This is a genomic window from Nevskia sp., from assembly GCF_021732705.1.
GTDB lineage: Bacteria > Pseudomonadota > Gammaproteobacteria > Nevskiales > Nevskiaceae > Nevskia.
The window spans coordinates 235,627-260,917 of sequence record NZ_JAKFUM010000008.1 but is presented as its reverse complement, the minus strand read 5'-3'; the positions used below and the strand labels follow the sequence as shown (position 1 = coordinate 260,917).

Below are 25,291 nucleotides of genomic sequence, written 5' to 3'. Positions count from 1 at the left end.
GCCCGCGCCGTAAACTGCGCGCCATGACCGCTTCCGACTCGCGCGCTGTCGACACCATCGCTGCCGTCGCCACCGCGCCCGGTCGCGGCGCGGTCGGACTGCTGCGGATTTCCGGGCCGGAAGCCGCCGCCATCGCCGCCACGATCTGTGGCCGGGTGCCGGAACCCCGCGTCGCCGGCTTGCGCCGGTTCCGCGATGGCGATGGCATCGTCATCGATCATGGCCTCGTGCTGTGGTTCCCGGCGCCGAACTCGTTCACCGGCGAAGCGGTGGTCGAACTGCAGGGCCACGGCGGCCCGGTCGTGCTCGATCTGCTGCTGCGCGCCGCCGTGCGCGCCGGTGCCCGCCTCGCCCGCCCCGGCGAATTTTCCGAGCGCGCGTTCGTCAACGGCCGGCTCGATCTGGCGCAGGCCGAAAGCATTGCCGACCTGATCGACGCCGGCAGTCAGGCCGCCGTTCGCGCCGCCAGCCGCTCGCTGCACGGCGAGTTCTCGCAACGTGTCGGCGGGCTGGTCGATGCCCTGATCGCGTTGCGGGCCGATCTGGAAGCCGCGCTGGATTTCGCCGACGAAGACGTGCCGTGGCTGTCGTCGGCGCAGATGATCGAGCGGCTTGCTGCGCTCGACCAGCAGCTGGCGCAGTTGCTCGTGTCCGCGGCGCAGGGCCGGCGGCTGCGCGATGGCTTGGTCGTCGCGATCGCCGGCCAGCCGAACGTCGGCAAGTCCACCCTGCTGAATCGCCTCGCCGGCACCGACGCCGCGATCGTCTCGCCGATTCCCGGCACCACGCGCGACGTGCTGCGCGAGCATCTGGTGCTCGATGGCCTGCCGGTGACCGTGCTCGATACCGCCGGGCTGCGCGAAACCCGCGACGAGATCGAACGCATCGGCATCGAACGGGCACGGCGCGCGGTCGAACAGGCGGAACTGCTGCTCTATCTGGTCGACGATCGCAGCGGCGTCACGGCCGACGACGAGGCGCTGCTCGCGACCCTGCCGGCCACCGTGCCGCGGCGGATCGTGCACACCAAGTGCGACTTGAGCGGCCAGCCGGCGACGGCCGTCGACGGGGTTGATGACGAGCCCGGAGCACGGGGCAATCTGCGCCTGTCGGCTGCGACCGGCGACGGAATCCCCAGCCTGATCAGCGCCTTGCATGCCGCGGCCGGACTCGATGACACGGCCGGCGACGCCTTCGGCGCCCGCACCCGCCATGTCGACGCGCTGCGTCAGGCCGCCGCCGAGATCGCGCAGGCCAGGACGCAGGGCCTGCGCAGCCCGGAACTGATCGCCGAGCATCTGCGGCTGGCGCAGGCCGCGCTGGAAGCGATCACCGGCCGCTACACGGCGGACGATCTGCTCGGCCGCATCTTCTCCACGTTCTGCCTCGGCAAGTAGCGGCGATGGCCGCCCGGCTCGCCGCCGATGCCGTGCTGCTCGTGCATCTCGCGTTCATCCTGTTCGCCGTGTTCGGCGGCGTGCTGCTGCTGTGGCGGCGCTGGCTCGCGGCGCTGCATCTGCCGGCGCTGGCCTGGGGTGTCTGGATCGAGGCCACGCATGGCATCTGCCCGCTGACCCGGCTCGAGAACCATTACCGGGCCTTGGCTGGCGATGCCGGCTACGGCGGCGGTTTCATCGAGTACTACCTGCTACCGATGATCTATCCGGCGGCGCTGACCCCGGACGATCAGCGGAACCTCGCGATCGCCTTCGTGCTGTGGAGTGTCGCGGTCTACGGGGTCGTGGCTGCACGCTGCCGTCGGTCGGCCCGCGTCGAGGACCAGGACTAGGACTTGGCCACGCGGTCGCCGCGCAGCTCCGCCGCCAGCTGCCCGCGATCCAGCTCGCCTTCCCAGCGGGCGATGACGAGTGCGGCCACGCCATTGCCGATGAAGTTGGTCAGCGCGCGGCATTCGCTCATGAAGCGGTCGACGCCAAGGATCAGCGCCATGCCGGCGACCGGAATCGTCGGGATCACCTGCAGGGTCGCGGCGAGCGTGACGAAGCCGGCGCCGGTGACGCCGGTCGCGCCCTTGGAGGTCAGCATCGCCACCCCAAGCACCGTCAGTTCCTGCCCCAAGGTCAGCTCGACATTCATCGCCTGCGCGATGAACAGCGCAGCCATCGTCATGTAGATGTTGGTGCCGTCGAGATTGAACGAGTAGCCGGTCGGCACCACGAGCCCGACCACCGATTTCGACGCGCCGAGCTTCTCCAGCTTCTGCATCAGCCGCGGCAGAGCACTTTCCGACGAACTGGTGCCGAGCACGATCAGCAGTTCTTCCTTGATGTAGCCGAGGAAGCGCAGCAGGCTGAAGCCGGTCAGCTTCGCGATGGCGCCGAGCACCACGAACACGAACAGCAGGCTGGTGCCGTAGACGCTGGCGATCAGGGCACCGAGCTGCGCCAGCGAATCGACGCCGTACTTGCCGATGGTGAACGCCATCGCGCCGAACGCACCGACCGGTGCCGCCTTCATGATGATGCCGGCCACGCCGAACACGGCCTTGGTGAAGTCGTCGATCGTCGCCAGCAGCGCCTTGCCGCGCTCGCCCATCGCCGCCAGCGCGAAGCCGAACAGGATGCCGAGCAGCAGCACCTGCAGGATCTCGCCTCGGGCGAAGGCGCTGACGAAAGTCTCCGGAATGATGTTCAGCAGGAAGGCGACCGTGCTCTGGTCGTGCGCCCGCGTCGTGTAGTCGGCAATCGCCTTCGGGTCGAGCGTCGCGGGGTCGACATTGAAGCCGGCGCCCGGCTTCACCAGGTTGGCGACGACGAGCCCGATGGCCAGCGCGAACGTCGACACCACCTCGAAATACAGCAGCGCCTTGCCGCCGACGCGGCCGACCTTCTTCAGATCCTGCACGCCGGCGATGCCGCTGACGATGGTGCAGAAGATGATCGGCGCGATGATCATCTTGATCAGCTTGATGAAGCCGTCGCCGAGGGGCTTCAGCGCCGTGGCATCGGCCGGCGCGAAATGCCCGAGCAGCGCGCCACAGGCGATCGCCACGATCACCTGCACGTACAACAGCTTGTACAACGGCGGTTTCATCGGGTGTTCGGGATTCGGCAGGCGGGGCTGCCGAGTGTGGTGCCGGCGGTTCACGGTCGGCAAGGTGGACGGTGACGGCGGCGCAGGCCATCCAGTAAGGTGCCGCCATGAGCACGCCCGAGGCCCTGACCGCCTACCTGCACGCGAACATTCCGCTGACCGCGGCGCTGGCTGCGCGCGTCGTCGCGTTCGATGGCAGCCGCATGGAAATCGCCGCACCGCTCGCCGCCAATCGCAATCATCGCGGTACCGCGTTCGGCGGCAGCCTGGCGACACTCGGCATTCTCGGCGGCTGGTCGCTGCTGAGCACGGCACTTCGCGCCGAAGGGCTGGACGATGTCCACATCGTCGTCCAGCACAGCGACTGCGATTTCCGCGAACCGGTGACCGCCGATTTCACCGCGATCTCGACCGTGCCGGACGCCGAATGGCCGCGTTTCGTCACGGCGCTGCGCCGTCGCCGCCGCGCCCGCATCGAGATCGAAACCCAGATCAGCGCCGACGAGCGCGTCGCCGTGGTCCATCGCGGACGCTACGCCGCGTTCATCGAGACCTTGACCTGACGGCTGCCCGAGCGCCTGCCGCCGTCCCCGAATTCCTTCCTCCGGATCACCCTGACATGAGTCGTTTCAAGTACTGCCCGCAATGCGCCAAGCCGCTGGAACTGGCGCTGCACGGCGAAATGCAGCGCATCGCCTGCCCGGACCGTGCCTGCGGCTATGTGCACTGGGACAACCCGGTGCCGGTGGTCGCGGCCATCGTCGAGCACGAAGGCGAGATCATCCTCGCCCGCAACGCGCTGTGGCCGCCGAAGATGTTCGCGCTGATCACCGGCTTTCTGGAAAAGAACGATCCGCACCCGGAATCCGGCGTGCTGCGCGAAGTCGAGGAAGAGCTGGGGCTGAAAGGCCGGATCGGCGAGTTCATCGGCTTCTATCCGTTCGAGCGGATGAACCAGATCATCATCGCGTACCACGTCATCGCCGAAGGCACGGTCAACCTCGGCGCCGAGCTGATCGAGTGGAAGAAGACGCCGCTCGAACAGATCAAGCCGTGGCCGGCCGGCACCGGTTACGCCGTGCGCGACCTGCAGCTCCGTCGTGGCTTCACCCCGCCGCCGTTCGACATGAGCATGCTGCGCAAGCCGCGCAACTGGCACGAGATCAGCGAAAAGCTGCTGACCGCCGGGCAGCCGAGCGCCGAGGAATTCAAGGGCCTGCGCGCGATCGGCGTCGAGGCCGTGATCAACCTCGCGCTGCCGACCTCCGACCACGCGCTGCCGGACGAAGACGACATCCTGCGCGGCCTGGGGCTTCGCTATCACCACATCCCGGTGCTGTTCGACGCGCCGACCGATGATGATTTCGAACGCTTCTGCGCCGCGATGGCGGCCGAAGACGGCCATACCGTGTTCGTTCACTGCGCCGCCAACAAGCGCGTATCCGCCTTCGTCTACCTGTGGCGCGTGCTGAAGGCCGGCGTCCCGCGCGAGATCGCCGAACGCGACCTGCTGGCGGTATGGACGCCGGATCCGGTGTGGGCAGCGTTCATTGCGGCGCGGGTTTGACGGTACTTCGTCGACGGGCAGCCTGCGCTTGCAACGTCGTCCGCATCAGAACACGGAGGTTCGAGCATGGCCGGACAACTGCGATGCGATCTCATCATCGCGCTGAGCCTGACGATGATCGCTTCGTCTGCGCTCGGTGCCGAGGCGCGCGTACAGCCGCTGGGGGGTGGCAGATTCCGGGTCACGGCCGACGCGCTGCCGGTGACGACGACCGACGCCGCGCAGCGCCTGCTGCAACCGGTGTTCGAGCAAGTCTGCGCGCCCCGGTCATTCGTGCTGGAGAAGTTTGAATACACGTCGACCGCGCGCGTTGGGAGGCCGGCGGATGCGGTCGCCGAGCCGCCACGGCTGGATCTGGTTCAGGACGTCGCCTGCACGGACGCGCCGGCGGTGTCGGTGGCCACGCCGTCGTTCGGCGATCGGGATGCGCGTGCCGATGAGGCGACAGTTCGTGCGGCGTCGCTGCGGTATCTGGAGTCGATCGACGCCGAAAACGCCGAGGCCGCATTCGAGCACTGGAGCGACTCGATGGCGGCCACGATCACGCGGTCGAGCTGGATTGCGGAACAGAACGCACTCGCGAAGTCCGCTGGCAAGTTGCTGGAGCGGTCGCTGTACCAGGTCACCCGGTACGAGAATCCCCAGAATGGACCGCCGGGCCTGTTCATCGCGGTCGACTTCTCAAGCCGATACGAACACCTGCCGTTCCGTTGCGGTTATCTGGTGTGGTCGCTGGTGGACACCGAGTTTCGGCTGATTCGGGTCGAGAGCAACTCGCTTGACGACGAGACCGCGAAGCGCATGACCGAGGCCCAGATCATCGCCTTCCGCCAGCAGATGCGCTGTCAGTGACTCGCCGCGGCGGACAAGGAATCCACCCGCAGTCCTTTCACCGCCGCCGCATCGTCGCGCAGCACGTACGCCTGCACCGGCACGAGCTTGCCGCGCCCGGCCAGTGCGAAGACCTGCGCCGACAGACCGTCGTCGCCATCGCGTCGCGTGAGTTGCACGAAGCCGATCCGGCCGTCGTTCAGGGTGCCGACCGCCTCGCAGCTGGCACCGTAACCGGCGAAGTACAACCATTCGCGCGGTTTTCCGGCCTGCAGCACGAGCACGGCGCGCCAGGACGCGAGGCCGCCGCTGCTGCCGAGACCGGCAAACGCGGCATCGAGGCAGGTCAGGGTCTGCGGCTTGCCGGCCACGGTTGTCGGCCACTGGTAGCGGCGGATCGAATCGGGCGACCAGTCGGTCGGATCGTCCGGCCGTCGCCAGCGCGCGGTCACGGCCGGTAACGCGTAGCGCGCCTTGCCCCAGCGCAGCGTCGGCGTCTTCGACTCGCAATAGCGCAGCGCTGGCGTGCTGTCGGCCTCGTCAGCCACAAACGCATGGTATTGCGGCTCGCCGTTGCCGCCTTCGAAGGCAATCGGCACGAAGGTTCCCGCCATGCGTTGCGGACGGCTGGTGAACAGGTCGCGCTGCCACTCGGCCACGGCGGCAAGACCGGGCGCGTCGGCGCCGGCAACGCGGGTCAGGGTCAGCAGCAGCAGAAAGCCCGGCAGGCGCTTTGTCATCATCGATACACCTTGTTGCCCGTTGCTTCGACGTACGCCGGCGTCAGCCGCCAGAACACCGTGCCGCCGTACGCAGCAGTCGATTCGTATGCGGCCGTGTCGCGGCCGCGCTCCGCGCCCTTCACGGTTTTCCCGCGCTTCGGATGATCGGGATTCGTCTTCAAGTCTTTGCCATCCCAGAAGCAGGCGCCGCCCGAGTAGTCGATCTTGCCGGCCAGCGCGTGGCGGGCCACCTTCAGCGCCGTGGTGATGCCGGCCTTGTCGATGCCGGAATCCCGAAGTGCGACAAGCCCCGCTGGCACGGCCGCCGCCTGCCTGCCGAGCTACAGCCCCATCACCCCCGCCACCCGCCGCGCGAGGGCCACCATGTTGCGCACCGTGGCCGATTCGTCGCCACGGCGGTAGACCAGGCTCATCCGGGCTTTCGGAGCATCGCCGAGGATGGTGCGGTAGGCCACGCCGTCGGAATGGATTTGCTGCATCGACGCCGGCACCAGCGACACGCCGAGGCCGGCGGCGACGAGGTTGACGATCGACGTCACCTGCGACGCTTCCTGACCGATGCGCGGGCTGAAGCCGGCGCGGCGGCAGGCGGCGAGGATGTCGTCGTACAAGCCGGCACCGACCGGGCGCGAGAACAGCACGAACGGCTCGCCCTTGAGCTGGTCGAGCGCCAGCGCCGGTTCGGCCGCGAGCCGGTGCGCCTGCGGCAGCGCGATCAGCACGTCCTCGTCGAACAGCGCTTCGGTGACCAGACCCGGCTCGTCGCCGAGCAGCGGGCGGACGAAGGCGATGTCGAGCTGATCGGCCAGCACGGCGGCGGCGAGCACCGGCGTCGAGTTCTCGTCGAGCGACAGCGCCACATCCGGATGCTGCTGACCGTACTCGCGCAGCACGCGCGGCACGAACGGATGGAACGGTGCCGAGTTGATCATGCCGACGCCGATGCGTCCGAGATCGCCGCGCGCCACGCGGCGGGCGTGATCGATGGCGCGCTGCACATGCGCGAGGATGGCGCGGGCGTCGTCGCTGAACACCCGGCCGGCATCGGTCAGGCGCACGGCACGGGCATCGCGATGGAACAGCGGCGTGCCGATCTCGGCTTCGAGCAGGCGAATCTGCTGCGACAGCGGCGGCTGCTCCATGCCGAGCCGCTTCGCCGCGCGGGTGAAGTGCAGTTCGTCGGCCACGGCAACGAGATAGCGCAGGTGACGCAGTTCCATCCGGGGCACGCTCTCGGTATGCGACAAGTATCGAAAGCCTACGTTACATATATTGGACGTATCAATATCGCCCGTCTAATGTGCCGGCACGCAGGTCGGCATCGTGCCGACGGTGCCGGTGTTCCGCGGCGAGGCGCATGATCAGGCGCTACGCTCGACCCGGCCAGAACAGGACCCTTCCCATGACTGGACCCATTGCCCCGACGCCGCCGGTGGTTGCCGACCCGGATCCGCAGGAAACCCGCGAGTGGCTGGAAGCGCTGGCCGCCGTGCTCGAGCGCGAAGGCCCGGAACGCGCGCACTTCCTGCTGGAAGCACTGCAGGAAAAGGCGCGGCTCTCCGGCGCCTACATTCCGTTCTCGCCGAACACCGCCTACGTCAACACCATTCCGCCGCATCTGGAAGAGCGCTCGCCGGGCGATCACGCGCTGGAATGGAAGATCCGCTCGATCATCCGCTGGAACGCGATGGCGATGGTGATCAACGCCAACCGCGAGCATTCGGGCATCGGCGGCCACATCGCCAGCTTCGCGTCGGCGGCCACGCTGTACGACGTCGGCTTCAACCATTTCTGGAAAGGCCCGGAACACGCCGATGGCCCGGATCTGGTCTACATCCAGGGGCACTGCACGCCGGGCATCTATGCCCGCGCCTTCCTCGAAGGCCGGCTGACCGAATCGCAGTTGCGCAATTTCCGCATGGAGACCGATGGCGTCGGCCTGCCGTCGTATCCGCATCCGTGGCTGATGCCGGACTTCTGGCAGTTCGCGACGGTCAGCATGGGTCTGGGCCCGATCCAGGCGATCTATCAGGCGCGGCTGATGAAGTATCTGGAGCATCGCGGCCTGATGAAGGCGACCGGCCGCAAGGTCTGGTGCTTCTGCGGCGACGGCGAGATGGACGAGCCGGAATCGCTCGGCGCCATCGACATCGCGGCGCGCGAGAAGCTCGACAACCTCGTCTTCGTCGTCAACTGCAACCTGCAGCGGCTCGATGGCCCGGTGCGCGGCAACGGCAAGATCATCCAGGAACTCGAAGGCGTGTTCCGCGGCGGCGGCTGGAACGTGATCAAGGTGATCTGGGGCGGCGCCTGGGATGCGCTGATCGCGCAGGACCGCACCGGGCATCTGGTCAAGATCTTCAACGAGACCGTCGACGGCGAATACCAGAACTACAAGGCCAAGGGCGGCAAGTACACGCGCGAGCACTTCTTCGCCAAGCACCCGGAAACGCTGAAGCTGGTGTCGACGATGTCGGACGAGGACATCGGCCGCCTGAATCGCGGCGGGCACGATCCGCACAAGCTGTACGCGGCATATGCGGCCGCGGTGAAGCATGTCGGCACGCCGACGGTGATCCTGGCCAAGACGGTCAAGGGCTACGGCATGGGCGAGGCCGGCGAAGGCCAGAACATCACGCACCAGCAGAAGAAGATGGGCGAGGACGCGCTCCGCGCTTTCCGCGACCGCTTCCAGATTCCGATCTCCGACGATCAGATCAAGGACACGCCGTTCTACAAGCCGGCTGACGATTCGCCGGAAATCAAGTACCTGCGAGGCCGTCGCGCTGCGCTCGGCGGTTCGCTGCCGAGCCGCAAGTCCGTCGGCGAGCCGCTGGAGATCCCGCCGCTGTCGATCTTCGATCGCCTGCTGGCCGCCAGCGGCGAGCGCGAGATCTCGACCACGATGGCCTTCGTCCAGGCGCTGCAGGTGCTGCTGCGCGACAAGAAGATCGGCCCGCGCATCGTGCCGATCGTGCCGGACGAAGCCCGCACCTTCGGCATGGAAGGCATGTTCCGCCAGTTGGGCATCTATTCGGTGGTCGGCCAGAAGTACACGCCGCACGATTCCGATCAGCTGGCCTTCTACAAGGAAGACATCAAGGGTCAGGTGCTGGAAGAAGGCATCACCGAAGCCGGCGCGATGAGTTCGTGGACGGCCGCCGCCACCAGCTATTCGAACCATGGCGTGTCGCTGTTGCCGTTCTACATCTTCTATTCGATGTTCGGCTTCCAGCGCATCGCCGATCTCGCCTATGCCGCCGGCGACATGCGTGCGCGCGGCTTCCTGCTCGGCGGCACCGCCGGCCGCACGACCTTGAACGGCGAAGGCCTGCAGCACGAGGATGGCCACAGCCACCTGTTCGCCGCGACCATCCCGAACTGCCGCGCCTACGATCCGGCGTACGCCTACGAGATCGCGGTGATCCTGTCGGAAGGCATGCGCCGCATGTATCCGTCCGACGGCGGCCCGCAGCACGACGAGTACTACTACCTGACCCTGCAGAACGAGAACTACCCGCACCCGGCGATGCCGGCGGGCGTGGAGCGCGGGATCATGAAGGGCCTGTACCTGCTGACGCCGTGCGAAGCGCCGGCGGAAACCCACGTGCAGCTGCTCGGTTCCGGTTCGATCCTGCGCGAAGTGATCGCCGCCGCCGAGCTGCTGAAGGCGGACTGGGGCGTGACCAGCGATATCTGGAGTGCGCCGAGCTTCAACGAGCTGGCTCGCGACGGCCGCGATGCCGAGCGCTGGAACCTGCTCAATCCGTCGGAAGCGCCGCGCCAGCCGTATGTCACCGAAGTGCTGACCGGCATGAGCGGCCCGGCGATCGTCGCGACCGACTACATGAAGGCCTATCCGGAGCAGATCCGCCCGTTCGTGCCGATGGCCTACCACGTGCTCGGCACCGACGGTTACGGCCGCAGCGACACCCGCGAAAAGCTGCGCCACTTCTTCGAAGTCGACCGCCGCTGGATCACCGTCAAGGCCCTGCAGGCACTGGCCGACGAAGGCAGCTTCCCGCGCGCGAAGCTGGCCGAGGCCATCGCCAGATACGGCCTCGATCCGGCCAAACCCAACCCGGTGCAGGTGTAAGCCATGGCCAGTGCAACGACAGTCACGGTCCCGGACATCGGCGACTACCACGACGTGCCGGTGATCGAGGTGCTGGTCAAGGACGGCGAGCGCGTCGAGAAGGACCAGACCCTGATGGTGCTGGAATCGGACAAGGCCACCCTCGACGTGCCGGCGCCGGTCGCCGGTGTCGTCGGCGGCTTCAAGCTCAAGGTCGGCGACAAGGTGTCGATGGGGTCGGCGGTCTGCGAGATTGCCGGTGACGCGGAGGCCGATGCCGCGCTGGCCGCTCCGACTGCGCCGGCCGCACCCGCGCCTGCCGCCGCAGCGCCTGCGGCACCCGCGGCACCCGCTGCCGCCAAGGCCGCGCCGACCGCGCCGACCGCGGCGGCCGTCGCCCCGGCAGCAGCGGCCGCACCTGCGGCGTCGGCTGGCGCCATCGCCGTCACCATTCCCGACATCGGCGACTACGCGGACGTGCCGGTGATCGAAGTGCTGGTCAAGGACGGCGACGCGGTCGAGAAGGATCAGACCCTGCTCGTGCTCGAATCGGACAAGGCCACGCTGGATGTGCCGGCGCCGTCGGCCGGCATCGTCAGCGGCCTGTTGCTGAAGGTCGGCGACAAGGTCGCGAAGGGCACGGCGGTTTGCAGCTTGGCTGGCAGTGCCCCGGCCGATACTTCGGCTGCTGCTCCCGCCGCCGCGCCTGCCGCGAATCCACCCGCAGCGCCAGCCGCCGCACCAGCTCCGGCGGCAGCAGCGAGCGCCGCCGCGCCGAAACCGGCGGTAGCCACCGCACCGCCGCCGGCGCCGCCCGCGCCGGCCAGCGATGACGTGCCGTACGCGAGTCCGTCGATCCGCAAGTTCGCGCGCGAACTCGGCGTGGATCTGGCCAAGGTGCCGGGTTCCGGCCCGAAAGGCCGCATCACGCAGGAAGACGTGCAGGGCTTCGTCAAGACCGCGCTGGCCGCGCCGCCGCCGTCCGCGGCACCGGCCGGTGGCGGCAGTGGCGGCAACAGCGGCGGCAGCGGCATTCCGGCGATTCCCGCCGTCGATTTCGCCCAGTTCGGCGAGATCGAGGTGAAGCCGCTGGCGCGCATCCGCAAGCTGTCGGCCGCGCACCTGCACCGCGCCTGGCTGAACATTCCGCACGTCACCCAGACCGACGAAGCCGACATCACCGAACTCGAAGCCTTCCGCAAGGAAGCGTCGGAGGAATCGGCGAAGGCCGGCGGTCCGAAGCTCACCCTGCTGCCGTTCGTGATGAAGGCGATGGCCAAGGTGCTGGAGGCCTACCCGGAATTCCGCGCCTCGCTGTCGCCGGACGGCGAAAACCTGATCCACAAGCACTACACGCACATCGGCTTCGCGGCCGACACGCCGAATGGCCTGCTGGTGCCGGTGGTGCGCGATGTCGACAAGAAAACCATCACGCAATTGGCGATCGAGACCGGCGAGCTGGCCAAGAAGGCGCGCGACGGCAAGCTCGGCGGTGCCGACATGAAAGGCGGCGTGTTCTCGATCTCCAGCCTGGGCGGCATCGGCGGCGGTCACTTCACGCCGATCGTCAACGCGCCGGAAGTCGGCATCCTCGGCGTGTCGAAGGCCACGATGAAACCGGTCTGGGACGGCGCCGCGTTCCAGCCACGGCTGATGGTGCCGCTGAGCCTGAGCTACGACCACCGCGTGATCGACGGCGCGTATGCCGCGCGCACCATCGTGCTGCTGGTCAAGCTGCTCGGCGACATCCGCCGGCTGGCGCTGTGATCGGGCGGCCGTGATCCGGGCACCGTGATGCAGGCGCTGGCGAGATCGCTGGCGCTGGTCGCGCTCGGGCTGGCGGGCGCTGCGCGGGCCGACGCGGACCTCGCCGCGCAGCCGCGCATCCTGCTGCTGCTGTCACCGACCGCCGCCGATGTGGCGCTGGTGCATCAGCGCCGCGATCTGGCCGAAGACCCGGCCGGTCTGGCGGAGCGCGACGTGCAGGTGATCGAAGTGATCGGCGAGGCCCCGCGTCCGGCGGGCCTCGGCACCGTCATCCGCGACATTCCCGCCGACCGCTTCCGCGCCCTGCTGATCGGCCGCGACGGCAGCGAGAAACTCCGCTCGCTGCGGCCGGTGCCGCTGCGCGTGCTGTTCGAGACCATCGACGCGATGCCGATGCGGCAGGCCGAACAGGCACGGCGGGCGCAGTAGAATACGGCCCATGAGCGAAGCCCCGAAGAAGAAATCCGCCGCCGACGTGCTGAAGGAAGCGCTGGCCGCGAAGAAGGCCGCCGGCCCCTCGGGCGGCGGCAAGCTGCGTCCCGACAAGGGCAGCGGCAAGACCAACAAGGACGCCGAGCGGCTGAAGGGCATGTCGCGCAAGGTGCATTGAGCGCCGCTCAGTCGTCGAGGTCATAGCGGATCTCGATCGTTTTCGGCCTGATCGTCGCCTGCACATCGACACCGGCGGTCACGTAGGTCTGCTCGCTGGCCAGCACCCGTCCGTCGGCCCGGGTCGCGATGACGCGAATGCCCTGATCCTGGCCGGTCGCGCGTATTTCGCTCCGTGCTTCCGGCGCCAGCGTCAGCGCCGGATAGGTGGCTGCGATATCCGTTTCCAGCCGGATGCTCACCGCAAGGCCGCTCTCGTTCGTGATCCGCACCACCGGCGCGCTCGCACGCCACAGCGTCGGCAGCGCGCCGGACAGCAGCAGCGCAGCGACGATGCCGGCAACGCGAACGCGACGCATCGCGGCCAACCGCTAGTGCAGCGCGTCCAACAAACCGTTAGCGCTGTGCCGCGTCTCGCGGCGCGACTCTTCGTTGCGAATCGTCGCCATAGAACAACTATGGCTCCTCATCGCGCCTTGATTCGCACCACGATTCGTCGCCACATCACTAACGCTTCGTCGGGTGCGCTGCACTAGCTGCCCTTGATGATCCGCTCCACCGACTGCTGCGCGATCGGGTGATAGCCGCTGCCGACCTGGGCGAAGATCGCCTGGGCCTGTGCCCGGCCGGCGTCGGTGGCGGCGAGCGCGCGGTAGATCGGGCCGATCAGCTTCATGCGGCCGACGCGGGACAGGTATTCGGTCATCGCCGGCAGCACGGCGGCAGTCTGGCCGGCGTCGACCGCGAGCTTGTACCAGTGGCTGGCGATGATCGCGTTGCCGCTGCCGGTCAGCTTGAACGCGGCATCGAGCGCCTGCAGCTGCGCGGCGCTCGCGGTCTTCGGGAAGCCTTCGAAGAAGTGCTCCCACTCCTGCACCGTCCACTCGGCGCCGCCCATCGCGGTGACCGCGGTCTTGCCGGCGAGCCAGGCATCGCGCGCGGCATCGACCTTGGCCAGCGCATCGGACGAGGCGTACACGGCATCGGCCGGCAGGTCCGGGTTCGACACCCACGCGCTGATCTCGGCCGGCGACACGAGGCCGGGCTTGGTCTTCAGCAGCTTCGCGTCGAGATACGCGAGGAACTGGCGGCTGGTCGCGCTCTGGAACGCGTGGTCGTCGAACCAGCCGCGCAGGAAGGCGTCGAAGGCATCGCGGCCGAACTTGGTTTCGAGATAGACGAGGAACAGCGCGCCGCGCTCGTACGGGATGCTGCTGAACACTTCGTCCGGATCGGCCGCCGGCGTGCTGCGGGTCAGCTTCTTGTCGTCGTCCGACTTGGCGAGCCCGATGTCGGTCTTCAGTGCTGCGGTGCCGATCACGCGCTCCATGTCGCCGCGAGCCTTGCCGAACTGCGCTTCGGTCAGGCGATAGGTCAGGTATTCGGTGAAGCCCTCGTTCAGCCAGAAGTCTTCCCAGGTGGCGTTGGTCACGAGATTGCCGGACCAGCTGTGCGCCAGCTCGTGCGCGATCAGCGACACCAGCCGGCGATCGCCAGTGATGACGGTCGGCGTGACGAAGGTCAGGCGCGGGTTTTCCATGCCGCCGTACGGAAAGCTCGGCGGCAGCACCAGCAGGTCATAACGGCCCCACCGGTACGGCCCGAAGAGCTTCTCGCAGACTTCCAGGGTCTTCTCGGTTTCGGCGAACTCGTAGGCGGCGGCCTTCAAGGTGGCGGCTTCGGCGTAGACGCCGGTGCGCGGGCCCATCGCCTGGAAGCCGATGTCGCCGACGGCCAGCGCGATCAGATAGCTCGGAATCGGCTGCGGCATCGTGAATGCCCAGCGGCCCGTGGCGTCGAGCCCTTCCGACATTTCGGCACTCATCACTGCGCGCAGGCCCTTCGGCGTGCGGATGTGCGCGTCGTAGGTCGCGCGCACGGCCGGCGAATCCTGCAGAGGAATCCAGCTCCGCGCGTGGATCGCCTGCGACTGCGAGAACAGGAACGGCAGCTTCTTGCCCGCGGTCTGCGCCGGCTTCAGCCACTGCAGGCCCGAGGCTTCCGGTCGCGAGTGGTAGCGCACGCGCACATGGGTGGCACCGGCCGGCAGGCTGACGGTCAGCGGTCGGCCGAGCACCGGATCGAGCGCGCCGAGCGCGAACGAGGTCTTCGCCCAGGTCTTGCCGTCGGCACTGGCATCGGCACCGAGGATTTCGAGCGCGCGGGTGTCGAGCACCACGCGGTCGGCGTCCGGCTTCAGTCGCTCCAGCGTCAGATCGACGTGGCCGGAGAGTTCTTTTTTGGCGAAATCGACGGCGAGATCGAGCGCCACATGCGTCGTGCGCACTTCGCTGCTGTTGGCGAACGAGTGGGTATCAACGACGTCGCCAGCGAGTACAGGATTCATCGGAAGCACGATCAGGGCGGCCGCCGTGGCGGCGGTGGCGGACACGGCAACGGCCGCGCGGCGAAGGGTGGCAACGCAGGAAACGAACATGGGTTTGCGACCGGAAGGGGGACCGAACCATGATACGAAAATCCTGTCTTTCCACAGACTTCCAACCCGTGCGCGTGCCATGACCCTCCTCCAGACAACCCGCCCGCGGCGCTTCCGCGGACTTTCGCGCACGGTGGTGGCCGTCGTCGTCGGCGCACTGCTGCCGCTGGCCTTCGCCGCCCACGCCGCACCCGTTGATTCCGCCGCCCCGCCGAGCCAGCGCACCGTGAACCCCACATTGAACCAACTTGCCGAGCAGTACGTCCGCCTGGTGCTGGCGTTGGGCGAGCACGATCCGGACTATGTCGACGCCTACTACGGCCCGGCCGCGATTCGCGACGAGGTGAAGCGGCAGGCCGCCACACCCGCGCAGATCGAGGCTGCCGCGACACCGCTGCTGGCGGAAGTCGATCGCGCGCCGAGCCCGCAGTTCCAGACCCGGCCGGAACTGGTCGACCTGCGCCGCGCCTATCTCAAGAAGCAGCTCGGTGCCTTGATCGCCCGCGCGCAGATGCTGCAGGGCAAGACGTTCAGTTTCGACGAGGAAGCACGCCTGCTGTACGACACGGAAGCGCCGCATTACGACGAATCGCGCTTCGCGCCGATCCTCGCCCGCATCGAGGCCCTGTTGCCGAAGCAGAAGGGCGACCAGGCCCGCAGCCTGAGCGAGCGCTACAACCGCTATGTCGAACGCTTCGCCGTACCGAAGGCCAAGCTCGAGAAGGTGATGAATCTGGCGATCGAGGAAGCCCGGGTTCGCGCCTACAACCACATGCCGGTGCCGATCAGCGAAAACTTCCGCCTGAGTTTCGTCACCGGCAAGCCGTGGAGCGCCTACAACTGGTATCAGGGCAAGCTTCAGAGCCGGATCGAGGTCAACACCGACCTGCCGATTCCGGTCGCCCGCGTGATCGAACTGGCCTCGCACGAGGGCTATCCGGGCCATCACGTCTACAACACGCTGCTCGAGAACGGACTGGTCCTCGGCCAGAACTGGCCGGAGTACACGGTCTATCCGCTGTTCTCGCCGCAGTCGCTGATTGCCGAAGGCACGGCCGATTTCGGCGTCGGCCTCGCCTTTCCGGGCGCTGACAAGCTCGCGTTCACCCAGGAACTGTTTCGCGCCGCCGGGCTGAACCCGAAGGATGCCGACCGCTACCTGAAAGTGGTGGCTGCTGCGCGCGAACTGGTGCCGGCCGGCATCGAGGCGGCGCGCCGCTATCTCGACGGCAAGGCCACGGTCGACGAGACCAAGGTCTGGCTGCAGAAGAACCTGCTGTACTCGCCGGAACGTGCGACCCAGCGCATCGCCTTCATCGACAAGTACCGCGCCTACATCATCAACTACACCTGGGGCGAAGAACTGGTGCGCGGCTATGTCGAAGGCAATGGCAACAAGACTGCCGGTTCGCCGGAACAGTGGCAGCAGTTCTTCAAGCTGATCTCGCTGCCGCGCACGCCGTCGATGCTGAGCGAACGCCCGACGCTCGTCGCCGATGCCGGCGCGGCGCTCAAGGCCGCACCCGCCGACGTCAACGACCTCGCCGACTTCGACCGCTTCATCGCCACCCAGCCGACGATCGAGCAGTTCGCCTCGCGCTACCCGAAGGTGTTCGTGGTCAGGCCCGGCACGATCACGACCCGCGAATTCCGCGCCGATCGCAGCCGCTTCTTCCCGGAGCTGAACGCCGAGGGCCGGATCACCGGCGGCAGTTTCAACTGAGGGTGGCAGTGGACGTGCGGGTCACGAACCCGGCGCAGGTCGAAAGCTTCCCCCCGGCGGAGCCGTCCTCCGCCCGGCTGCTGATCCTCGGCTCGATGCCCGGTGTGGCATCGCTGCGCGCGGGGCAGTACTACGCCCATCCGCGCAATCAGTTCTGGCCGATGATGGCGCTGCTGTTCGGCGTGCCGCACGCGCTGCCGTATGCCGAACGGCTGGCGCGGCTCAATGCGCAGGGGGTGGCGCTGTGGGATGTGCTGCGGGCCTGTGAGCGGCCCGGGAGCCTCGATTCCAGCATCGTCCGCGAAACCGAGGTCGCCAATGATTTCGCCGGCTTTCTCGATCGCCATCCGGAACTGCGAGCGATCGCGCTGAACGGCGGCGCGGCGCAGTCGGCATTCCGGCGGCATGTGGTCGGGCCATTGGCCACGCGGCTGTCGGACATCGACTTGATCGATCTGCCATCGACCAGCCCGGCCAACGCCGGCATGAGCCTCGACGCCAAGCGGGCGGCGTGGCTGCGCTTGCGCGAGCTTGTTTCGACTGCTCGCGACTAGGTCGCCCGCCGTAACGGCTTCGGTGTCGGCACCACAAACAGCAAGGGCCGCAATCGCGGCCCTTGCTGGTCCATCAAGCCCCCGAGACGCTCAGAACTTCACGGTTGCCTGGACATAGGCGAAGCGGCCCGGCAGGTCGTAGTTCGAGGCGTCGTAGCCGTTCAGCGAGCAGCTGACGCAGGTCGGCGGGCCGGCGTTGAAGGCGTTGTTGACGCCCGCGGTCAGTTCCGGCTTGTACGGGATCGGCAGGGTCACGCCGGCGCGGAAGTCGTGGTAGACGACCGGGTCGAAGCGATTGACGCCGGCAGCCTGATCGCTGCACACCGGGAAGGCCGCGGCATCACCGCACAGCTCGCGCAGCGGCGAGATGTAGCGGATGGTCCAGCCTGCGGTGAACGGCGCCAGGTTCCAGTTGGTGGTGATGGTCGACTTCCAGCGCGGAATGCCGCTGTCGCTGACCTCATTGCCGACGCCGCGCGGTTCTTCCAGACCGGTGTCGGTGGCCACCGCGCGGTAGTTCTCGATGTAGGTCGTGTTCCAGTTGATGTTGAACTTGCCGAACGCGTAGCGCGGGCTGTTCCAGCCGATGCCGATGTCGTAGCCCTGGGTCTCGATCACGCCGAGGTTGCGCAAGGTCGAGTCGAAACCGTTGATGTCGCCGCTGCTGCCGCGCGAAATGCCCTGGCAGAACGTCGAGTTCGGATCGCCGCTGGCGACGCAGCGATTGAGCTGGGTCTGGGCATCCGGCGACTGGATCGCGTTCTTGACCTTGTGCTTGTAGAAGGTCAGTTCCAGATCGATGCGATCCGACCAGGCCTGCTTCTCCGCCCATGACGGGCTGTAGACGAGTCCCGCGGTGTAGCTGCGCGAGGTTTCGGCATCGAGATTGGCGTTGCCACCGGTGCGGATCGAGATCTGCGTGTTGGCCTGCTGGAAGCCGACCGGCGTGCCGAACACCTGCTGGCAGGTGGTGGCGGTGGCGCCGGTGGCACCGGAGCACGGATCCTCGATCGAGGCATCGAAACGCGCCGGAGAGCCGAACGATTCACCGATCGACGGCGCCCGGAACCCCTCCGCGTAGGTGCCGCGCAGGGTCAGGTCGGTGACCGGCTGCCAGCGCAGGCCGACCTTGCTCTTGATCGTGGTGCCGAACGTCGAGTAGTCCGACAGGCGCGAGGCCAGACTCAGGTCCAGCCGCTTGGCGAACGGCTGCTTGTTCAGCAGCGGCACTGCGAATTCGACGTAGAACTCGTCGACCGAGTAGCGGCCGCTGGTCGGCAGGCTCGGCACGCCGTTCGATTCGCCGGCGGTGACCACGGCATCCGGCGAGTACGAGCCGGACAGCTTGCGGTGCTCGTAGCCGGTGGCGAAGTCGAGCGTGCCGGCCGGCAGCGGGACGATGGTGCCGGACAGGTTCAGCGTGACCTGGTCGAGCGTCTGACGGCTGGAATCGCGTTCGATGAACGAGATGTAGTTCAGCTGCTCCGCCGTGATCGTGCCCGGACCGCCGAACAGGTTCAGCGGCACGCACGGCGCCACGCAGTTGGCGATCGGCCCCAGCGCGTTGGCGATGCGGCGGATGTTGTAGGTGCCGTTGATGCGCTGTTCGGCGGAATTGACGCTGTTTACGTAGTTCACGTCCCAGGCGAAGAAGCGATCGAACACTTCGAACGAGCCGTCGAAGCCGGTGTTGAAGTAGCGGGTGCTGACATCCTGCTGGAACACGCGCGGCCCGCCTTCGACCGGTCGCCGCGCGAACAGCACGAGGTTCGACGAATCCAGCGAGTAGCCGTACGGATTGAACGGATTCGTCGCGTCGATGCCGACGGTATCGGCAAGGCCGCCGGTGCCGGCGCCCGGGCCGAGGAAGATCGGTTCCGGTGCCGCCTGATTGACCGACTTGCGCGACTGGTACAGGCCCTTGACGTAGAAACGCACGTTGTCGTTGACGTTGTAGCGGCCGTGCGTGAACACGGCGCTGCGCTGGCTTGGCGTCAGCAGCAGGTTGAACGGTGCGAAGTTGAAGCGATCGGCATCGGTGAAGCCGTGATACTGGCTCGGGAACGTCGAATTCACGCCGTTCGGCGTGATGTTGCAGAACGCGGTGTCCGGAATGTTGTCGCCGTTGGTGTCGGTCAGCGGGCACAGGCCGCCGTAGGTGTTGTTGCCGTTCGGGAAGAACACCTGACGCCCGAAGGCGGTCGACGAGCTGCCGAACGTCGTGCCGGTGCCCGGAATCGGGAAGCTCGACTGATCGGTGGCCGACGAACTGATTTCGCGCTGGCGGTAGTGCGACAGGTCGACGAAGAACTCGTAGGCCTTCTCCTTGACGCCGAGCGACAGGTTGCCGGTGTAGGTCTGGCCGTTGCCGGTCTCGTAATCGCCGTAATAGACCCTGGCGAGCGCGCCTTTCTGGCTCTTCTTGGTGATGATGTTGACGACGCCGCCGATCGCATCCGAGCCGTACAGCGACGAGGCGCCGTCGGTCAGGATCTCGACCTTCTCGATGGCGCTGAACGGGATGGTGTTCAGATCGACCGCGCCGGACACGCCGGACGCCGATGATTCGTTCACCCAACGCAGGCCGTCGACCAGGATCAGCGTGCGCTGCGCGCCGAGGTTGCGCAGCGAAATGGTCGTGGAGCCGGAGCCGACGCCGCCGCCATCCGCCGGAAAGCCGAAGTTGCCGGCCGAGTTGAACTTGGTGTTCAGCGACGAGCCGCTGACGCCGAGGCGCTGGATGATGTCGCCGATCGAGGTGATGCCGGTGGCCTGAAGCTCCGCGGCGGTCAGGGTCAGCACCGGCGTTTCGCCCGTGCCTTCGGATTTCTTGATGCGCGAGCCGGTGACTTCCACCGCCTGCAGCTTGGTGGCGGTCGGTGCGTCGGCCGCGGCGGCCTGCTGCGCCTGCGCCGTGCCGGCGGCAAGGCTGCTGCCGAGCAGTGCCGAGCCGAGCAGGATGGCGCGGTTCCGTCGCGCCGGTCTGGTTCCGTCTTTCATGCGGTATCCCCTTCATTGGTGAGCCACGCGCGGCAGTCCGGCATGGGCCGGAAAGCTGCTGCACGACGACAGGCTGGTGAGTGATCCCGGCGCGTAACGCCCCCGAAGCGCGCCGGTCTTGACACCGACATTACACGGCGATGACAAATCCGGGAACGGCTCGCGGTGAAGCGTGTCCCCGGGTATCGTCAAAGACCGTCGGGGCCACCGGGTGTCGCGCCCGCGGGTTCCGCTTCACCTTCGACTTCGCCGCGCCGATGACCGACCGACTCGCCTTCCACACGCTCGATGTCTTCACCGATCGCCGTTACGGCGGCAATCCGCTGGCCGTGGTGCTGGCGGCCGATGGCCTGAACACGCGCCAGATGCAGACCATGGCGCGCGAGTTCAACCTGTCCGAAACCGTGTTCGTGCAGGCCGCCAATCACGCGCAGGCGCAGTTCAAGGTCCGCATCTTCACGCCCGATGTCGAACTGCCATTCGCCGGCCATCCCACGGTCGGCACGGCCTGCCTGCTGGCCGAACTCGGGCTGGCGCCGCAGGGCGACGACGTGCGCTTCGTGCTCGAGGAAAACGTCGGCCTGGTGCCGGTGCGCGTCGTGCGCGAAGCCGGCCGGCCGCTGTTCGGCGAACTGACCACTGCCGTGCTGCCGGCGTGGAGTCCGAATGGTGTTGAGGATGTGCCATCGAACGCGGTGCTGGCCGCGATGCTCGGGCTGGCCGCCGACGATATCGGCGCGAGCGGGCAGGGCTACGACGAAGCGCCGCGCGCCTGCAGCTGCGGCGTGCCATACGTGCTGGTGCCGCTGCGCTCGCCGGAACTGCTGGCCGGCATCGCGTTCAATGTCGAACTCTGGCGCCGCGCGCTGGCGCAGGCCTGGGCGCACCACGTGTACGTATACGCCCGCGGCTACGACGGCGAACTGCGCGCGCGCATGTTCGCGCCGGGCTCCGGCGTGGTCGAAGACCCGGCCACCGGCTCGGCCGCGGTGGCGCTGGCCGGGCGGCTCGGGCTGGAATCGCCGATGACTGACGGCACGCTGCGCTGGCCGATCCATCAGGGTCTGGAGATGGGCCGGCCGAGTCTGCTGCTGATCGAGGTCGACAAGGTCGCCGGTGCCGTGACCGCCGTGCGCGTTGGCGGCCATGCCGTGCGCATGCTCGACGGCACGATTCCGGTCTGAGTCGCTGCGCGCAGGCGATTTCGCATCGCCAGCACGACCCGCATCACGTGGAATGCGCGAAGCGCCGAAAGCCACCGCTATACTTTGGCAAAGGCCGTGCATAGTTCACGGACCTGCCATTCATGGAGAGTCATCGATGACCGCATCCTTCCGCCGCATTGCCCGGCTGGACGAAGAGTTCCCCGGCCTGCTCGCGGCGCTGAAGCCGGCGCTGAAAGGCCTGATCCCGGACGACATCAACTTCACCGAGGATTCCTACGACGAGCTGTTCATCATTCTCGCCGTGGCTGCCTATTACGCCCGCGACCCGAAGCTGCGCAAGGAATCGGCGAACCGCACCGGCGGCAACCCGAAGCTGGTCAGCGTCGTGCTCGATGAAGGCCCGAACGACAAGGATCTGGCGCTGGTCGAGCGGATTCTCGATCGCATCGCCCCTTACGTGCCGGTCAACGTGCTGCTGGCGTCGCTGAAGTCGATGCACGCGAACGAGTCCGACCTGTTCAAGGGCTATCGCTCGGGCATCGAGCGGATCACGTCCGATCTGTTCCGGATTGCGGCCGGCTTCGCGCCGGCCCAGTACTGCCCGTCGTCGCTGGTGAAGTGGGCGTCCGGCCCGCTGCGCGACGAGATCTACCGGCAGCTGCACAGCGCCTGAGCGCGCGGCAGCGGACGCGACGAATCTCGCGCCCGATCCTGAAACAAGAAAGCGGCCGGTTGCCCGGCCGCTTTTTTTGCGACATCCCTTCGCGTCACGGTCCGACCGGGCTGCGCGGCCCGGCCGGACGGCGTGTCAGCTCAGGGCTTGACCGCTGCGCCCGCTTCAACCTTGGCGTCGACCTTCGCGGCACCGGCACCGGCTGCGGCCGCGGCATCGACCTTCGCCGAGGCAGCGGTCGACGCCGCCGAGGTCGCAGCCCCGGCGGTGGCCTTCGCGGCACCCGCCGCACCCGCGGCCGTCGAGGTCACTGCCGCCTTGGTGCCGACGGCCGCGTCGGTCGCGACACCGGCGCCCGCCTTCACGGTGCTCTTGGTCGCATCGACCGTGGCACCCGCCGCGCTCTTGCCGGCGTCGACCGTGGCGCCGGCCGCGCCCTTGACGGCACCGGTGGTGGCACCGACGGTGCCCTTGACCGCACCCGTGGTCGACTTCGCCGCGCCCTTCAGCGCGCCGCCGGTGCCTTTCAGGGCACCGCCGAGGCCGAGGCCGCCGCTGGCGCCGACGCCGACATTGGCGTCAGCCGCAGCACCGGCGGCGGTCGAAGCGGCGGCGCCGGTTGCGGCGCTGGCCTTGGCATCCACCGCGGCCTTCGCAGCGGCTTCGGCATCGAGCTTGGCCTTCGCGGCCGCTTCGGCGTCGAGGCGGGCTCGCGCGTCGAGATCGGTGCCGACATTCAGGCCGCCGGCCGACACGCCGACGCCGGCACCGGCGCCGACATCCAGCGCGCCCTTGCCGAGCGCGAACGACGGGGCTGCAGTGGCAAACAGGGTAGCGGCGATGACGGTCGAGAGCGCCGTCGGAATCAGCTTGCGGTCCATCTTTTGCTCCGGGAAATCAAGTGGTTGGGGCTGCGATCCGACCAGCAGCGACAGGCTTGGCGAATCGACGGGCACAGGATGAAGGCGGCAGACTGAACCCGTCCTGAACGGCTGTTCAGGCCAGTGTCGGGAGCCCGTTTCGCGTCGTCAACGGTACTATCCGGCAGATCAGTGGCCGGACCTCGCCGGTCAGGGGCTTCGGGAGAAAGGACGTGAATCCTGCTGACATCACCGCCGCTGCGCCGGCACGCTGGAGCCGCGACTGGGCCGAAGCCTGGGCCCGCGGCTGGATCGCCGCGTGGAACGCCCGCGATGTCGATGCCGTGCTGGCGCGCTTCGCCGACAACGTCGAGTTCCGCAGTCCGAAGGCCGCCGTCATCACCGGCAACGGCACCGTGCGCGGCAAGGCCGATCTCGCCGCGTACTGGCACGCGGCGCTGGGCCAGATCACGGTCCTGCGCTTCACGCTCGACGCGGTGAACTGGGATGGTGCTTCGCGCACGCTGACCATCCGCTACATCGCCGAACTCGGCCCGCAGCGACTGCTGGCGGCCGAGATCCTCGACCTCGACGACCACGGTCTCGCCCGCATCGGCACCGCCCTCTATGGCGCGCCGGCGTCCTGATTCGCCGGCCGCGGCCGGGCCGCGCGAGCAGCCGCTGGCACCGAGCGAGTCCGATCTCGCACGCCGCGCGATCCTCGACACCGTCGCCCGGATACCGTCCGGCCGCGTCGCCACCTACAGCCAGATCGCGTGGCTTGCCGGCTATCCGGGCCGTGCCCGGCTGGTCGGCCGGGTGCTCGGCGGACTGCTGGAGGCCGGCGCGAACACGCCGTGGCATCGCGTGATCAATGCCGCGGGGCAGATTTCGCTGCCGACGTTCAGCGAGGCGCACCGCGAACAGAAGCGGCGGCTGCGCGCCGAAGGGGTGGTGTTCGCGAACGAACGGGTCAGCCTGCGCCGCTACGGCTGGCAGGCGGGCGGCGGGGAATCGCCGCTGATCGACTGATCGGCAACCGCTGCGCCTGCGCGCCGCAGCCGGGCGGCGCGCAGGCGGGCGATCACGGCGGCGTCTGGAACGGGCTCATGAACTCCCACGCCAGGGCCGTGGCGTTGATGTCCTGGGTCGTCGCACCGAGGCCGACGGTGTAGGTGGCGAACGGGGTGCCCGGCCAGGTGTGGCCGCCGTTGGTGACCGTGTACATCGTGATCGGCGCCGCGGCCGGGCAGCCGAGATAGCGACGGCGCGTGACCGTGGTGGTGTCGTTGGAGATGTCCGGCTGGGCCAGCATCTCCACCGGGCCGATCGCGCAGCCGTTGCGTTCGCCCCAGAACGCGGCGGTGTCCTGCGCGCCGGTCAGGTTCGGCGGCGTGTTCGCGGTGAACGCGGCGATGCCGTCGAACGGCACGACGGTGTCGGCGATGCCATTGATCAGCCCGACCGGCAGCGGCCGGGTGGCGGTGCACAACGGCCGCACCGACGACCGGATCGCGGCGGCCACCGAAAAGATCGCGGCGATGCGATCGGAATGGCGGCAGGCCATCAGTTCCGACATGAAACCGCCGCTCGACAGGCCGGCGAAGTACAGACGGCGCGGATTGACCTGATGCTGCGACACCGCGACATCCATCAGCGCGTTGAGGAAACCGACGTCGTCCGGCGCGCCGGTCACCGACGGATCATTGGCCCATTCGCCAGCGCTGCCGCTGGATTGCGGCAGGAACACCCAGACGCCGAAGCTGCGGGTCAGTTCGCCGGCGGCGGTGTAGTTCGCCATGCGATCGGCGGTCATGCCGCGTCCGTGCAGCAGGAACAGCGCCGGGGCATTCGGCGTGATCGTGTCCGGCCGGATCACGTAATAGACGCGGGCGACGCCCTGCCAGGTCAGCGACGCCTGGAAGCTGGTGGTGCCGGCCACCGGATTGATCCGGAACGGCGGCAGCGCCAGCGAGACATCGCGGACGACGGTCGAGACATTGTTGGTGACGGTGCCGAGTGCGCCGTTGACGGTGGCGCCCTGCGCCTGCGCGGCGGTGGACGAGAACGCGGCCATGGCAGTGGCGGCGGCCAGCGCGCAGATACGCGCAAGCCTCGCCGAAGACGAGTGACGGATCATCGATGACTCCCTGAGCTGGGTTGAACGTTGCGCCTCTCACTGGCACGCAATCGATTTCAACAATCCGTCACACGATTCCGCAGAGCAAGCCG

Annotated in this window: 24 protein-coding genes; 15 read left to right on the top strand and 9 right to left on the bottom strand. The window is 68.0% G+C overall.

The features are described 5' to 3' along the window. Positions 1-23: 23 nt before the first annotated feature. Both mnmE and QZ951_RS10570 read left to right on the top strand, forming a co-directional pair. Entirely contained in the window at positions 24-1,397 is a 1,374-nt protein-coding gene (gene mnmE / locus QZ951_RS10575) for a tRNA uridine-5-carboxymethylaminomethyl(34) synthesis GTPase MnmE (protein ID WP_293000540.1), read from the top strand. A 5-nt stretch (positions 1,398-1,402) separates the two neighbouring features. Next, entirely contained in the window at positions 1,403-1,789 is a 387-nt protein-coding gene (locus QZ951_RS10570; protein ID WP_293000539.1) for a DUF2784 domain-containing protein, read from the top strand. On the opposite strand, the gene QZ951_RS10565 is transcribed toward QZ951_RS10570, so the two are convergent. Next, a complete protein-coding gene (locus tag QZ951_RS10565; protein WP_293000538.1) occupies positions 1,786-3,054 on the bottom strand; it encodes a dicarboxylate/amino acid:cation symporter in 1,269 nt (422 codons plus the stop codon). The two genes, QZ951_RS10570 and QZ951_RS10565, sit on opposite strands and share 4 nt — an antisense overlap. Positions 3,055-3,161: 107 nt before the next feature. Here QZ951_RS10565 and QZ951_RS10560 point away from each other — a divergent pair, with 107 nt between their 5' ends. The 3 genes from QZ951_RS10560 (at position 3,162) to QZ951_RS10550 (ending at position 5,473) form a co-directional block, all read left to right on the top strand. Beyond that, positions 3,162-3,617: a YiiD C-terminal domain-containing protein gene (locus QZ951_RS10560; RefSeq protein WP_293000537.1), complete on the top strand. Its 456-nt coding sequence runs from the start codon at positions 3,162-3,164 to the stop codon at positions 3,615-3,617. A 56-nt stretch (positions 3,618-3,673) separates the two neighbouring features. Continuing rightward, complete coding sequence (locus tag QZ951_RS10555; protein ID WP_293000535.1) at positions 3,674-4,621, top strand: NUDIX domain-containing protein; 948 nt, start codon at positions 3,674-3,676, stop codon at positions 4,619-4,621. Positions 4,622-4,687: 66 nt separating this feature from the next. Next, positions 4,688-5,473: a DUF4019 domain-containing protein gene (locus QZ951_RS10550; protein WP_293000534.1), complete on the top strand. Its 786-nt coding sequence runs from the start codon at positions 4,688-4,690 to the stop codon at positions 5,471-5,473. On the opposite strand, the gene QZ951_RS10545 is transcribed toward QZ951_RS10550, so the two are convergent. From QZ951_RS10545 to QZ951_RS10535, 3 genes are read right to left on the bottom strand one after another with little or no spacing between them, the layout of a single operon-like run. After that, positions 5,467-6,192, bottom strand: coding sequence for a hypothetical protein (locus QZ951_RS10545; protein WP_293000533.1), 726 nt, complete (start codon positions 6,190-6,192; stop codon positions 5,467-5,469). The genes QZ951_RS10550 and QZ951_RS10545 overlap by 7 nt on opposite strands. Then, positions 6,192-6,494: a hypothetical protein gene (locus tag QZ951_RS10540; protein WP_293000532.1), complete on the bottom strand. Its 303-nt coding sequence runs from the start codon at positions 6,492-6,494 to the stop codon at positions 6,192-6,194. The genes QZ951_RS10545 and QZ951_RS10540 overlap by 1 nt, the downstream gene beginning before the upstream one ends. Positions 6,495-6,515: 21 nt before the next feature. Next, the gene (locus tag QZ951_RS10535; RefSeq protein WP_293000531.1) at positions 6,516-7,415 is read right to left on the bottom strand and encodes a LysR family transcriptional regulator; all 900 of its coding nucleotides are present in this window, start codon (positions 7,413-7,415) and stop codon (positions 6,516-6,518) included. A 182-nt stretch (positions 7,416-7,597) separates the two neighbouring features. On the opposite strand from QZ951_RS10535, the gene aceE reads away from it, so the two are divergent. Genes aceE through QZ951_RS10515 form a run of 4 tightly spaced genes read left to right on the top strand, consistent with a single transcriptional unit; the run spans position 7,598 to position 12,647 of the window. Next, positions 7,598-10,291: a pyruvate dehydrogenase (acetyl-transferring), homodimeric type gene (aceE, locus tag QZ951_RS10530; RefSeq protein ID WP_293000530.1), complete on the top strand. Its 2,694-nt coding sequence runs from the start codon at positions 7,598-7,600 to the stop codon at positions 10,289-10,291. 3 nt (positions 10,292-10,294) lie between these two features. Then, complete coding sequence (gene aceF, locus QZ951_RS10525) at positions 10,295-12,037, top strand: dihydrolipoyllysine-residue acetyltransferase (protein WP_293000529.1); 1,743 nt, start codon at positions 10,295-10,297, stop codon at positions 12,035-12,037. Positions 12,038-12,064: 27 nt separating this feature from the next. Next, complete coding sequence (locus QZ951_RS10520) at positions 12,065-12,466, top strand: DUF4174 domain-containing protein (RefSeq protein ID WP_293000579.1); 402 nt, start codon at positions 12,065-12,067, stop codon at positions 12,464-12,466. 10 nt (positions 12,467-12,476) lie between these two features. Then, on the top strand, positions 12,477-12,647 hold the full coding sequence (locus QZ951_RS10515; protein ID WP_293000527.1) for a hypothetical protein: 171 nt from the start codon (positions 12,477-12,479) through the stop codon (positions 12,645-12,647). Positions 12,648-12,654: 7 nt separating this feature from the next. On the opposite strand, the gene QZ951_RS10510 is transcribed toward QZ951_RS10515, so the two are convergent. Both QZ951_RS10510 and QZ951_RS10505 read right to left on the bottom strand, forming a co-directional pair. Beyond that, positions 12,655-13,005, bottom strand: a complete 351-nt coding sequence (locus QZ951_RS10510; protein WP_293000526.1) for a hypothetical protein — start codon at positions 13,003-13,005, stop codon at positions 12,655-12,657. 173 nt (positions 13,006-13,178) lie between these two features. Then, a complete protein-coding gene (locus QZ951_RS10505; protein WP_293000525.1) occupies positions 13,179-14,993 on the bottom strand; it encodes a M1 family metallopeptidase in 1,815 nt (604 codons plus the stop codon). Positions 14,994-15,162: 169 nt separating this feature from the next. On the opposite strand from QZ951_RS10505, the gene QZ951_RS10500 reads away from it, so the two are divergent. Together QZ951_RS10500 and QZ951_RS10495 are read left to right on the top strand one after the other, a co-directional pair. Continuing rightward, positions 15,163-16,806 carry a hypothetical protein gene (locus QZ951_RS10500; protein ID WP_293000524.1) on the top strand — a complete coding sequence of 548 codons (1,644 nt, stop codon included), beginning with the start codon at positions 15,163-15,165 and terminating at the stop codon, positions 16,804-16,806. A gap of 8 nt (positions 16,807-16,814) precedes the next feature. Beyond that, complete coding sequence (locus QZ951_RS10495) at positions 16,815-17,360, top strand: DNA-deoxyinosine glycosylase (RefSeq protein WP_293000523.1); 546 nt, start codon at positions 16,815-16,817, stop codon at positions 17,358-17,360. Between the two features lie 90 nt (positions 17,361-17,450). Here QZ951_RS10495 and QZ951_RS10490 read toward each other — a convergent pair whose 3' ends face one another. Continuing rightward, entirely contained in the window at positions 17,451-20,360 is a 2,910-nt protein-coding gene (locus tag QZ951_RS10490) for a TonB-dependent receptor (protein WP_293000522.1), read from the bottom strand. Positions 20,361-20,617: 257 nt separating this feature from the next. Here QZ951_RS10490 and QZ951_RS10485 point away from each other — a divergent pair, with 257 nt between their 5' ends. Next, the gene (locus tag QZ951_RS10485; protein WP_293000521.1) at positions 20,618-21,544 is read left to right on the top strand and encodes a PhzF family phenazine biosynthesis protein; all 927 of its coding nucleotides are present in this window, start codon (positions 20,618-20,620) and stop codon (positions 21,542-21,544) included. Positions 21,545-21,680: 136 nt separating this feature from the next. Further along, the gene (locus QZ951_RS10480) at positions 21,681-22,199 is read left to right on the top strand and encodes a hypothetical protein (protein WP_293000520.1); all 519 of its coding nucleotides are present in this window, start codon (positions 21,681-21,683) and stop codon (positions 22,197-22,199) included. Between the two features lie 140 nt (positions 22,200-22,339). On the opposite strand, the gene QZ951_RS10475 is transcribed toward QZ951_RS10480, so the two are convergent. Continuing rightward, positions 22,340-23,080: a hypothetical protein gene (locus QZ951_RS10475; RefSeq protein WP_293000519.1), complete on the bottom strand. Its 741-nt coding sequence runs from the start codon at positions 23,078-23,080 to the stop codon at positions 22,340-22,342. Between the two features lie 212 nt (positions 23,081-23,292). Here QZ951_RS10475 and QZ951_RS10470 point away from each other — a divergent pair, with 212 nt between their 5' ends. Together QZ951_RS10470 and QZ951_RS10465 are read left to right on the top strand one after the other, a co-directional pair. Further along, positions 23,293-23,706 (top strand): nuclear transport factor 2 family protein, encoded by a 414-nt coding sequence (locus QZ951_RS10470; protein WP_293000518.1) that lies wholly within the window; start codon positions 23,293-23,295, stop codon positions 23,704-23,706. Beyond that, positions 23,687-24,091, top strand: coding sequence for an MGMT family protein (locus QZ951_RS10465; protein ID WP_293000517.1), 405 nt, complete (start codon positions 23,687-23,689; stop codon positions 24,089-24,091). Before QZ951_RS10470 ends, QZ951_RS10465 begins: the two co-directional genes overlap by 20 nt. A gap of 52 nt (positions 24,092-24,143) precedes the next feature. On the opposite strand, the gene QZ951_RS10460 is transcribed toward QZ951_RS10465, so the two are convergent. Further along, on the bottom strand, positions 24,144-25,199 hold the full coding sequence (locus tag QZ951_RS10460; protein ID WP_293000515.1) for a PHB depolymerase family esterase: 1,056 nt from the start codon (positions 25,197-25,199) through the stop codon (positions 24,144-24,146). Positions 25,200-25,291: the final 92 nt, after the last annotated feature.

Bases quoted from the DNA above. Each gene is read 5' to 3' on its own strand.
- QZ951_RS10550 (WP_293000534.1), top strand. From the start codon at position 4,688: ATGGCCGGACAACTGCGATGCGATCTCATCATCGCGCTGAGCCTGACG.
- QZ951_RS10515 (WP_293000527.1), top strand. From the start codon at position 12,477: ATGAGCGAAGCCCCGAAGAAGAAATCCGCCGCCGACGTGCTGAAGGAA.
- QZ951_RS10460 (WP_293000515.1), bottom strand. From the start codon at position 25,199: ATGATCCGTCACTCGTCTTCGGCGAGGCTTGCGCGTATCTGCGCGCTG.
- QZ951_RS10555 (WP_293000535.1), top strand. From the start codon at position 3,674: ATGAGTCGTTTCAAGTACTGCCCGCAATGCGCCAAGCCGCTGGAACTG.
- QZ951_RS10480 (WP_293000520.1), top strand. From the start codon at position 21,681: ATGACCGCATCCTTCCGCCGCATTGCCCGGCTGGACGAAGAGTTCCCC.
- aceF (WP_293000529.1), top strand. From the start codon at position 10,295: ATGGCCAGTGCAACGACAGTCACGGTCCCGGACATCGGCGACTACCAC.
- QZ951_RS10500 (WP_293000524.1), top strand. From the start codon at position 15,163: ATGACCCTCCTCCAGACAACCCGCCCGCGGCGCTTCCGCGGACTTTCG.
- QZ951_RS10505 (WP_293000525.1), bottom strand. From the start codon at position 14,993: ATGAATCCTGTACTCGCTGGCGACGTCGTTGATACCCACTCGTTCGCC.
- QZ951_RS10510 (WP_293000526.1), bottom strand. From the start codon at position 13,005: ATGCGTCGCGTTCGCGTTGCCGGCATCGTCGCTGCGCTGCTGCTGTCC.
- QZ951_RS10545 (WP_293000533.1), bottom strand. From the start codon at position 6,192: ATGACAAAGCGCCTGCCGGGCTTTCTGCTGCTGCTGACCCTGACCCGC.
- QZ951_RS10465 (WP_293000517.1), top strand. From the start codon at position 23,687: ATGGCGCGCCGGCGTCCTGATTCGCCGGCCGCGGCCGGGCCGCGCGAG.
- mnmE (WP_293000540.1), top strand. From the start codon at position 24: ATGACCGCTTCCGACTCGCGCGCTGTCGACACCATCGCTGCCGTCGCC.
- aceE (WP_293000530.1), top strand. From the start codon at position 7,598: ATGACTGGACCCATTGCCCCGACGCCGCCGGTGGTTGCCGACCCGGAT.
- QZ951_RS10565 (WP_293000538.1), bottom strand. From the start codon at position 3,054: ATGAAACCGCCGTTGTACAAGCTGTTGTACGTGCAGGTGATCGTGGCG.
- QZ951_RS10485 (WP_293000521.1), top strand. From the start codon at position 20,618: ATGACCGACCGACTCGCCTTCCACACGCTCGATGTCTTCACCGATCGC.
- QZ951_RS10520 (WP_293000579.1), top strand. From the start codon at position 12,065: ATGCAGGCGCTGGCGAGATCGCTGGCGCTGGTCGCGCTCGGGCTGGCG.
- QZ951_RS10475 (WP_293000519.1), bottom strand. From the start codon at position 23,080: ATGGACCGCAAGCTGATTCCGACGGCGCTCTCGACCGTCATCGCCGCT.
- QZ951_RS10535 (WP_293000531.1), bottom strand. From the start codon at position 7,415: ATGGAACTGCGTCACCTGCGCTATCTCGTTGCCGTGGCCGACGAACTG.
- QZ951_RS10570 (WP_293000539.1), top strand. From the start codon at position 1,403: ATGGCCGCCCGGCTCGCCGCCGATGCCGTGCTGCTCGTGCATCTCGCG.
- QZ951_RS10490 (WP_293000522.1), bottom strand. From the start codon at position 20,360: ATGAAAGACGGAACCAGACCGGCGCGACGGAACCGCGCCATCCTGCTC.
- QZ951_RS10560 (WP_293000537.1), top strand. From the start codon at position 3,162: ATGAGCACGCCCGAGGCCCTGACCGCCTACCTGCACGCGAACATTCCG.